The organism is Mycobacterium lehmannii (assembly GCF_002245535.1).
GTDB classification, from domain to species: Bacteria; Actinomycetota; Actinomycetes; order Mycobacteriales; family Mycobacteriaceae; genus Mycobacterium; species Mycobacterium lehmannii.
This window is the reverse complement of record NZ_NKCN01000018.1, coordinates 110,556-119,481: the sequence shown is the minus strand read 5'-3', so window position 1 is coordinate 119,481 and position 8,926 is coordinate 110,556. Positions and strand designations below refer to the sequence as shown.

The 8,926-nt window shown below is 67.8% G+C and carries 10 protein-coding genes and 1 rRNA gene; 10 read left to right on the top strand and 1 reads right to left on the bottom strand.

Annotated features, from left to right (window positions below):
• Positions 1 to 3 precede the first annotated feature (3 nt).
• From rrf to recN, 7 genes are all read left to right on the top strand, one after another.
• Positions 4 to 118: ribosomal RNA gene (gene rrf, locus CEX87_RS19295) — 5S ribosomal RNA — on the top strand.
• Positions 119 to 221: 103 nt separating this feature from the next.
• Positions 222 to 1,001: a tetratricopeptide repeat protein gene (locus CEX87_RS19290; protein ID WP_094288696.1), complete on the top strand. Its 780-nt coding sequence runs from the start codon at positions 222 to 224 to the stop codon at positions 999 to 1,001.
• A 1-nt stretch (position 1,002) separates the two neighbouring features.
• Positions 1,003 to 2,025, top strand: coding sequence for an HAD-IIA family hydrolase (locus tag CEX87_RS19285; RefSeq protein WP_094288694.1), 1,023 nt, complete (start codon positions 1,003 to 1,005; stop codon positions 2,023 to 2,025).
• A gap of 8 nt (positions 2,026 to 2,033) precedes the next feature.
• Positions 2,034 to 2,219, top strand: coding sequence for a hypothetical protein (locus tag CEX87_RS19280; protein WP_064396545.1), 186 nt, complete (start codon positions 2,034 to 2,036; stop codon positions 2,217 to 2,219).
• A gap of 5 nt (positions 2,220 to 2,224) precedes the next feature.
• Complete coding sequence (locus CEX87_RS19275) at positions 2,225 to 3,028, top strand: TlyA family RNA methyltransferase (protein WP_094288692.1); 804 nt, start codon at positions 2,225 to 2,227, stop codon at positions 3,026 to 3,028.
• Positions 3,029 to 3,048: 20 nt separating this feature from the next.
• On the top strand, positions 3,049 to 3,948 hold the full coding sequence (locus CEX87_RS19270) for an NAD kinase (RefSeq protein ID WP_064419418.1): 900 nt from the start codon (positions 3,049 to 3,051) through the stop codon (positions 3,946 to 3,948).
• On the top strand, positions 3,948 to 5,645 hold the full coding sequence (gene recN, locus CEX87_RS19265) for a DNA repair protein RecN (protein ID WP_094288690.1): 1,698 nt from the start codon (positions 3,948 to 3,950) through the stop codon (positions 5,643 to 5,645). Before CEX87_RS19270 ends, recN begins: the two co-directional genes overlap by 1 nt.
• Here recN and CEX87_RS19260 read toward each other — a convergent pair.
• A complete protein-coding gene (locus tag CEX87_RS19260; RefSeq protein ID WP_064419192.1) occupies positions 5,642 to 6,217 on the bottom strand; it encodes a TetR/AcrR family transcriptional regulator in 576 nt (191 codons plus the stop codon). The two genes, recN and CEX87_RS19260, sit on opposite strands and share 4 nt — an antisense overlap.
• 31 nt (positions 6,218 to 6,248) lie before the next feature.
• Between CEX87_RS19260 and CEX87_RS19255 the strand changes: the two genes are divergently transcribed.
• The 3 genes from CEX87_RS19255 (at position 6,249) to CEX87_RS19245 (ending at position 8,842) form a co-directional block, all read left to right on the top strand.
• A complete protein-coding gene (locus CEX87_RS19255; protein WP_064419191.1) occupies positions 6,249 to 6,629 on the top strand; it encodes a VOC family protein in 381 nt (126 codons plus the stop codon).
• 80 nt (positions 6,630 to 6,709) lie between these two features.
• Positions 6,710 to 7,894, top strand: coding sequence for a putative cytokinetic ring protein SteA (gene steA, locus CEX87_RS19250; protein ID WP_094288688.1), 1,185 nt, complete (start codon positions 6,710 to 6,712; stop codon positions 7,892 to 7,894).
• Between the two features lie 9 nt (positions 7,895 to 7,903).
• Complete coding sequence (locus tag CEX87_RS19245) at positions 7,904 to 8,842, top strand: copper transporter (protein ID WP_064396515.1); 939 nt, start codon at positions 7,904 to 7,906, stop codon at positions 8,840 to 8,842.
• Positions 8,843 to 8,926: the final 84 nt, after the last annotated feature.

Sequence of the window (8,926 nt, the reverse complement as noted above, 5' to 3'; positions counted from 1 at the left end):
AGTTACGGCGGTCAATAGCGACAGGGAAACGCCCGGACCCATCCCGAACCCGGAAGCTAAGCCTGCCAGCGCCAATGATACTGCCCCACCCGGGCGGAAAAGTAGGACACCGCCGAACACAAATTAGGATTACCCCCCACGATTGCGTGGGGGGTAATTCTATTTCGCGACAATTCATTACGTATTATCGCGAGACTCCTACATCGGGTAGAAAGGCATACGTGGCTCAGGACAGAAGGGACGGCGACGCCAGGCGCCGCCCACAGCAGTCAGCGCCGCGCAGCTCCGGTCCGAACCGGGCCCGCAGGGCGCAGCCCAAGCCCGACGAATCCCGTCAGCCGCCAGGTCCGCCGATGCCGGAGGGTATCGAGCCAAGGCAACTCGCGCCTGACGTGCGCGGTGAGCTCACGACACTCGACCGCTCGACCGCCGACTTCGTGGCTCGTCACCTGGTGGCCGCCGGCCAACTCATCGACGACGATCCACAGACCGCACTCGAACACGCCCGCGCCGCTCGCAACCGCGCCGCCCGCATCCCCGCGGTGCGCGAAGCGGTCGGCATCGCTGCCTACCACTGCGGCGACTGGGCGCAGGCGCTCGCCGAACTGCGCGCCGCCAGGCGGATGGGCAGCAAATCATCCCTTCTCGCACTGATTGCCGACTGCGAACGCGGTGTCGGACGTCCGGAGCGCGCGATCGAGTTGGCTCGCAGCCCGGAGGCCGCCCAGCTCACCGGCGACGACGCCGACGAGCTCAAAATCGTTGTGGCCGGGGCTCGCTCCGATCTCGGGCAGCACGAGCAGGCCTTGGCGCTTCTGTCGACGCCGCAACTGGATCCGAGCCGTAAGGGACAGACGGCGGCGCGCCTGTTCTACGTATACGCCGAAACGCTTCTGGCCCTTGGCCGCAACGAGGACGCGCTGCAGTGGTTCATCAACGCCGCCGCCGCCGACCTGGAGGGCGTGACCGACGCCGAAGAACGCATCACGGAGCTCTCCTGAGGTGGATGCCCTCGCGCATGAGCACGACTGCCTTCTACTCGACCTCGACGGCACCGTTTTCCGCGGACACGAAGCCACCGTCGGAGCGGTCGATACGCTCGCCACGATCAGCGCACGCACCCTCTACGTCACCAACAACGCCTCGCGTGAGCCCGCCGACGTCGCCCGACATCTTCACGCCCTGGGTTTTAGCGCCGCACCAGAGGACGTCGTCACCAGCGCACAGAGCGCAGCACGGCTGCTGGCCACCCAACTGCCCTCTGGGGCAGTCGTTCTCGTCGTCGGGACCGAAGCACTCGCCAACGAAGTCATTCGCGTCGGGCTGAAACCCGTCCGTCAGTGGTCGGACGGACCGGTCGCCGTCGTGCAGGGGCACTCACCGCAGACCGGTTGGCCCGACTTGGCCGAAGCGGCCTTGGCCATCCGGGCCGGCGCCCTGTGGGTGGCGGCCAATGTCGACCGGACCCTGCCGTCGGAACGGGGATTGTTGCCCGGCAACGGATCCATGGTGGCGGCGCTGCGCGCGGCGACCGACCGCGAACCCCAGGTGGCGGGCAAGCCACAACCGACTCTGCTCACCGATGCCCTGGCCCGAGGCACCTTTCAGGCCCCACTGGTGGTCGGCGATCGCCTCGACACCGACATCGCCGGGGCCAACGCCGCCGGACTGCCCAGCCTGCTCGTGCTCACCGGCGTCAGCACGGCCGTCGACCTCGTCCGTGCACAGTCCTCGGAGCGGCCGACCTACTTGGCTGCCGATCTGCGGTCGCTTGGCATCCCGTCGGCCGCATTGCGCATCGAGACCCACCCCGCCTGGCGCATCGACGTCGCGTCACCGACGGTGACGGTGCACTCCACAGGCCACGAACCCAGCGACGCCCTGTCAGTGGTTCGGGCCACCGCCGATGCGGTATGGAACGCCGGCCTCGACGGCCGGTCGGTCGCGATCACCGCCGGTGACGACACCGCCCAACAGGCCCTGCAACGCTGGTCCCTGCTTCCCGAGTCGAATCAGCTAGCGTGAACCTCGATATGAGTACCGATCCCGAACAGATCCGCGCCCGGATCGCGGAGTTGCTGGCAGACCTGCCGGACCCCGCGCAAGAAGGCTCGGGTTTCGCGGACCTGACCGACGACGACGTCGAGCTGCTCGCGGCCCGACTGGAAGAGGCGCACGACGTGCTCGTGCAGGCGCTCGAGTCGGTCGAGAAGGGCTGAGCGCCGTGGCACGGCGCGCGCGAGTGGACGCCGAGTTGGTGCGACGAGGGTTGGCCCGGTCCCGCCAGCAGGCGGCCGAACTTATCGGTGCGGGCCGGGTGAGCATCGACGGGATGCCAGCCGCCAAACCCGCGACCGCCGTCTCGGTCACGGCCAGCCTCACCATCGAGGGTGCCGACGAGCGCACTTGGGTGTCGCGGGGTGCGCACAAGCTGATCGGCGCACTGGATGCCTTCGGTCTCCCGGTGAACGGCAAGCGATGCCTGGATGCCGGCGCGTCGACGGGCGGTTTCACCGAAGTGCTGCTCGACCGGGGCGCCCGCCAGGTGATCGCCGCCGACGTCGGCTATGGACAGCTGGCCTGGTCGCTGCGCAACGATCCGCGGGTGACCGTGATGGAGCGCACCAATGTGCGCGAGCTGACTGCCGACGTGATCGGCGGACCCGTCGACCTGATCGTCGCCGACCTGTCGTTCATCTCACTGTCCACAGTTCTGCCGGCGCTGACGACGTGCGCGTCACCTGACGCCGATATCGTTCCGATGGTGAAGCCGCAATTCGAGGTCGGCAAGGACCGGGTCGGTGCCGGAGGCGTGGTCACCGATCCGGCGTTGCGCGCCGAGGCGGTCCTGTCGGTGGCCCGACGCGCCGCCGAACTGCGCTGGTATCCGGTCGCGGTGACAGCGAGCCCGCTTCCCGGGCCCTCCGGCAACGTGGAGTACTTCCTGCACCTGCGCGCCGGCGGGGGATTGGAAGGACACGACCTCGAGACCGCCGTCCGTACCGCCGTCGCGGAGGGTCCGCAGTGAACACCGACCGCGCGATCCTCATGGTGGTGCACACCGGCCGCGACGAAGTCACCGAGGTCGCCCGGCGTGTGCAGAAGGTGCTCGGCGACAACGGAATTGGTCTCAAAGTTCTGTCGGCCGAAGCCGTGGACCGCGGGCCCGTTCCCGTCTCGCCCGACGACATCCGCTCGCTCGGCGTCGAGATCGAAGTGGTCGACGCCGACGAGCGCGCCGCCGAGGGTTGCGAACTCGTACTCGTCCTCGGCGGTGACGGGACCTTTCTACGCGCTGCCGAACTCGCTCGCAACGTCGAAATCCCGGTGCTCGGTGTCAATCTCGGCCGTATCGGCTTTCTCGCCGAGGCGGAGGCCGACTCCATCGACACGGTGCTCGACCGGGTCGTCAAGCGTGACTACCGCGTCGAGGAGCGGATGACGCTCGACGTGGTGGTGCGGGTGGACGGCGAGATCGTCGACCGCGGCTGGGCGCTCAACGAAGCCAGCCTCGAGAAGGGGCCCCGGCTCGGAGTGCTCGGAGCCGTCCTCGAGGTCGACGGCCGCCCCGTGTCGTCCTTCGGCTGCGACGGCGTGCTGGTCGCGACGCCGACCGGGTCGACAGCGTGGGCGTTTTCCGCCGGCGGGCCGATCGTGTGGCCTGACCTCGAGGCAATCCTGGTGGTACCGAACAACGCTCACGCATTGTTCGCCCGGCCGATGGTCACCAGCCCTGAATCGGCCATCGCGATCGAGGTCGAGGCCAGGAGCCACGACGCGTTGGTGTTCTGCGATGGGCGCCGCGAGATGGTGGTTCCAGCCGGTGGACGCGTGGAGGTCACCCGGTGCGGAACCCCGGTGAAGTGGGTACGCCTCGACAGCGCACCGTTCACCGACCGCCTGGTGCGCAAGTTCCGCTTGCCGGTCACGGGGTGGCGCGGGCAGTAGTGCTTTCCGAGATCCGTATCGAGTCACTGGGTGCGATCAGCGCCGCGACCGCTGAATTCGATCGCGGTTTCACCGTGCTGACCGGCGAGACCGGTACCGGCAAGACGATGGTGGTCACCGGTCTGCACCTGCTCGGCGGCGCACGCGCCGACGCCACCAGGGTGCGCTCCGGGGACAACCGTGCGGTTGTCGAAGGACGTTTCACCACAACCGAACTCGGTGATGGCGTGGCGTCGCTGGTGGATGAGATTCTCGACAGCTCCGGTGCCGAACGCGATGACGACGGCTCGGTCATCGCGGCCCGCTCGGTCAGCCGTGACGGCCCGTCGCGTGCCTATCTGGGTGGCCGCAGCGTCCCGGCCAAATCGCTGAGCAGTTTCACCGCCGAACTGCTCACGCTGCACGGGCAGAACGACCAGCTGCGGTTGATGCGCCCCGATGAACAACGCGGCGCGCTCGACCGGTTCGCCGACGTCGAAACGCAGCTGAAGAAGTACCGCCGCGTGCGGGAGGAGTGGTTGTCGGCCCGGCGCGATCTCCTGGACCGCACACAGCGAGCGCGGGAGCTGGCGCTCGAAGCCGACCGGCTGAAGTTCGGGCTCAACGAAATCGATGCGGCTGCACCGCAACCGGGTGAGGATGCCGCGCTCGTCGACGACATCCGGCGGCTTTCCGAACTGGACGCGTTACGCGACGCGGCCCAGATCGCCCGCGCTGCCCTCGCAGGACCCGACGACCCCTTGCCCGACGCGGTGTCCGCGGCCCATGGTGTCGCACAAGCAAAATCGGCGCTGGAGGCCACTGGGGACACCTCGTTGAGCGCATTGGCCGACCAGCTCAGCGAAGCCGTCGCTGTGATCACCAATGTCAGCGGCGAACTCGGCACCTATCTGTCCGGGTTGCCGACGGACACCAGCGCGCTGGAGGCCAAGCTCGCGCGGCAGGCCGAACTCCGTTCCCTCACCCGCAAGTACGCCGCCGACATCGACGGCGTGCTCGAGTGGGCCCGTGAGGCCCGGGAAAGGCTCGATCAACTCGACGTGTCCGAGGAAGCGCTCGCCGGTCTGCAACATCGAGTCGACGAACTCGAGGCGAAGACCGTCGCCGCAGCCGCCGACCTGACCAAGGCGCGAACCAAGGCCGCCAAGGGTCTATCCAAAGCGGTGACCGCGGAACTGTCCGGGCTGGCCATGGCCGGGGCGGTGTTCACAGTGTCCGTGGGCCCGCTGCTCGCACGCGCCGACGACTCGGCGCCGGTCGTGTTGCCGTCGGGCGAGGCGGTGCATGCCGGCCGCGACGGCGTCGACAATGTCGAGTTCGGCTTCGCCACAAGCGGCACCGATGTTCTGCCCCTGAACAAGAGCGCATCGGGCGGTGAACTCTCGCGGGTCATGCTGGCACTCGAGGTCGTGTTGTCGTCGTCCGCGGAGGGAACCACGATGGTGTTCGACGAGGTCGATGCCGGAGTCGGAGGCCGAGCCGCGGTGCAGATCGGCCGTCGGTTGGGCCGGCTGGCTCGCACCCACCAGGTCATCGTCGTCACGCACCTGCCGCAAGTCGCCGCCTATGCCGACGACGAGGAGCGGGTGGCCGAGCTGGCGCGTATGCTGGCCGGACTCGGCGAATCCGACAGCGGCCGCGCCCACGCCCGCGAGTTGCTCGAGGCGGCGCAGAACGAACGCGCCGAAGGCGGTTAGCCGCCCAGCACCGTGTCGATCAGCGCGCTGAGGAATTTCGGCTCCGCGGCTTCGTCGGTCGCCAGGCGCCGGTAGAACAGGGCACCCGACAGCGCCACCGATGCGGCCTCGGGATCGACGCGGGCCGGAAATTGCCCGTCGCCGACACCGGAGGCGATGGTGGCGGTGAGCCGCCGGCGTCGTAGCGCCGAGTATTCCTGGAAGAACCGGCGGATGTCCGGTTCGGTCTCCGCGGCGTGCACGAGCGCGGGGATGCAGGCCGAGACGGCCGAATCGCTCAGGGCGCCGGCGAGGTGCTCCAGCAGAATTTGAACCTGCTCACGTGCCGTCCCGGGGGGTACTTCCCGCCCAGGGTCCGGCTGAACATTGAGAGTCTCGAGAGCGTCGGCGATCAACGCGGTCCTGTCCGGCCAATGCCGATACAACGTGCTGCGGCCCACGCGCGCCCGAGCGGCGACAGACTCCATCCGGAACCCGGCGTAGCCGACCTCGGCGAACTCGTCGAGGGCGGCGCGAAGGATCGTTCGGCGTGAGTGGTCTGCGCGCGGATCGAGTCGACCTTTCTGGGACATTTCTGTATCATAACCTCCAGGAGGTGCAATTATGAGTACTGTTAGCGTTCGCTACATAGTGGATGACGTCGATTCAGCCGTCCAGTTCTACACCAACCACTTGCGCTTTGACGTGGACTTCAGACCCGGACCCGGGTTCGCCATGCTCCATCGCGACGAGTTGCGACTGCTGTTGAACTCACCCGGCGGCGGAGGCGGAGCGGGGGAGGCGCTCAGCGACGGGAGCAGGCCCGCTCCCGGTGGCTGGAATCGAATCCAGTTGGAAGTCAACGACCTTGACGACACCGTCTCCCGGCTGTCCGACGCCGGCGTGTCTCTTCGCGCGGATGTCATCACCGGCCGCGGCGGACGTCAGGCCCTGATCTCTGATCCGTCCGGCAATCTCGTGGAACTGTTCGAACCATCGCGTTGAGTGTTACCTGTGTGACAAAAGGGACAGATGATACGGCGCGCCTCCGACAGATAGCTCGCTGATATCGACAAAATCGGCGCATGAAGATGTCAGCGCTGCTATCTCGTAATGCCAGCTCACGTCCGGGCATCACCGGCACGGCCAGAGTCGACCGCGACATCGATCGACTTCTGCGACGCGTCACCCCCGGCGACATCGTCGTCATCGACGCCCTCGACCTCGACCGCATCACCGCGGATGCGCTCGTCGAGGCCGGTGTCACCGGCGTGGTCAACGCCTCGCCCTCCATCTCCGGGCGCTATCCCAACCTGGGGCCCGAGGTTCTGGTCGCCAACGGGATCACCCTGATCGACGACACCGGCGACGACGTCTTCAAGAAGGTCAAGGACGGCGCGCGGGTGCGTCTGCACGAGGGCGGCGTCTACACCGGAGATCGCCGCCTCGTATTGGGTGTCGAGCGCACCGCTCACGAAATCCATGAGCTGATGCACGAGGCCAAGAGCGGGTTGGTGGCCCATCTCGAGGCGTTCGCGGGCAACACGATCGAGTTCATCCGCAGTGAGAGCCCGCTGCTGATCGACGGCATCGGCATCCCCGACATCGACGTCGACCTCGACCGCCGCCACGTCGTGATCGTCGCCGAGGACGTCGATGCCGCCATCGACCTCAAAGCACTCAAACCCTTCATCAAGGAGTACCAACCGGTGCTGGTGGGCGTCGGTACCGGTGCCGACGTGCTGCGCAAGGCGGGCTACCGGCCCCAACTCATCGTCGGTGACCCCGACAAGATGAGCGCTGAGGTGCTGCGGTCCGGGGCGCAGGTGGTGCTGCCCGCCGATGCCGACGGGCACGCCGCCGGTCTCGAACGAATCCAGGACCTCGGAGTCGGGGCGATGACGTTTCCAGCTGCGGGATCGGCCGCCGACCTGGCATTGCTGCTGTGCGACCATCACGGCGCGTCGCTGATCGTCACCGCCGGCCACACCGCCAGCATCGAGGAGTTCTTCGACCGCGCACGCCAGCAGAGCAATCCGTCGACGTTCCTGACCCGGCTCAAGGTGGGGGAGAAGCTCGTCGACGCCAAAGCCGTTGCCACGCTGTACCGCAGCCGGGTGTCGGGCGGAGCGATCGCGCTCTTGGTGCTCGCCGTGTTGATCGCGGTGATCGTCGCGCTGTGGGTGGCCCGTGTCGACGCCGCGCTGCTGGACTGGATCGTGGACTACTGGAACCGCTTCTCGCTGTGGGTCCAGGGCTGGGTCACCTAGGAGCGCCCGATGATATCGCTACGCACACACGCGATTTCGCTCGCGGCAGTGTTCCTGGCGCTGGCCATCGGTGTCGCACTCGGATCGGGGATGCTGTCCAACACCGTGCTCTCGGGGCTGCGCGATGACAAGAACGAGCTGCAAGAGCGGATCAACACCCTGACCGACGAGAGGAACGCGCTCAACGAAAAGCTCGGCGCGGCAGGAGAGTTCGATGCGCAGATGTCACCGCGCATTCTCCGCGAGACACTGCTCGACAAATCGGTGGTGCTGTTTCGCACCCCCGACGCCGCTGACGACGACGTCGACGCGATGACACGACTCGTCGGTCAGGCCGGCGGAACGGTCAGCGGAACCGTCGGGCTGACACCACAGTTCGTCGAGGCCAACGCCGCCGAGAAGCTGTTGTCGGTGGTCAACTCGCCGATCGTGCCGGCGGGCAAACAGCTCAGTACCACGTCGGTGGACCAAGGCTCCCAGGCCGGCGACCTGCTGGGCATCGCGCTGTTGATCGATCGCGATCCCAAGGTGCAGACCGTCGATGACACGCAACGCGAAACGGTGCTCGCCACGCTGCGCGACACCGGTTTCATCACCTACACCGACCGGGTGGGCGCGGCGAACACGGCGGTGATCGTGACCGGCGGACCGCTGGGCGATGACGCCGGCAACCGGGGCGCCACCGTGGCCCGATTCGCCGGCGGGCTGGCCCCGCACGGTTCGGGCACCGTCCTGGTCGGCCGCGACGGATCGGCATCGGGGACCGCGGCGATCGCCGTGACGCGCTCGGATCCCGCGCTGACCTCGGCGGTCAGCACGGTCGACGACGTCGGCACCGAATCCGGCCGCATCACCTCGGTGCTGGCGCTGGGCGATCTGGCCAATGGCGGCAAGCCCGGCCAGTACGGCATCGGCCAGGGTGCGACGTCGGTCACCGTGCCGCAGTAGCTCGTCGCACGCCAAGGCCCCCGACGCTCAGGTCCTCGGCGCGTCACCGACGCGGTGTCGCCCTCGGTGTTAAGGTGGGGTTCC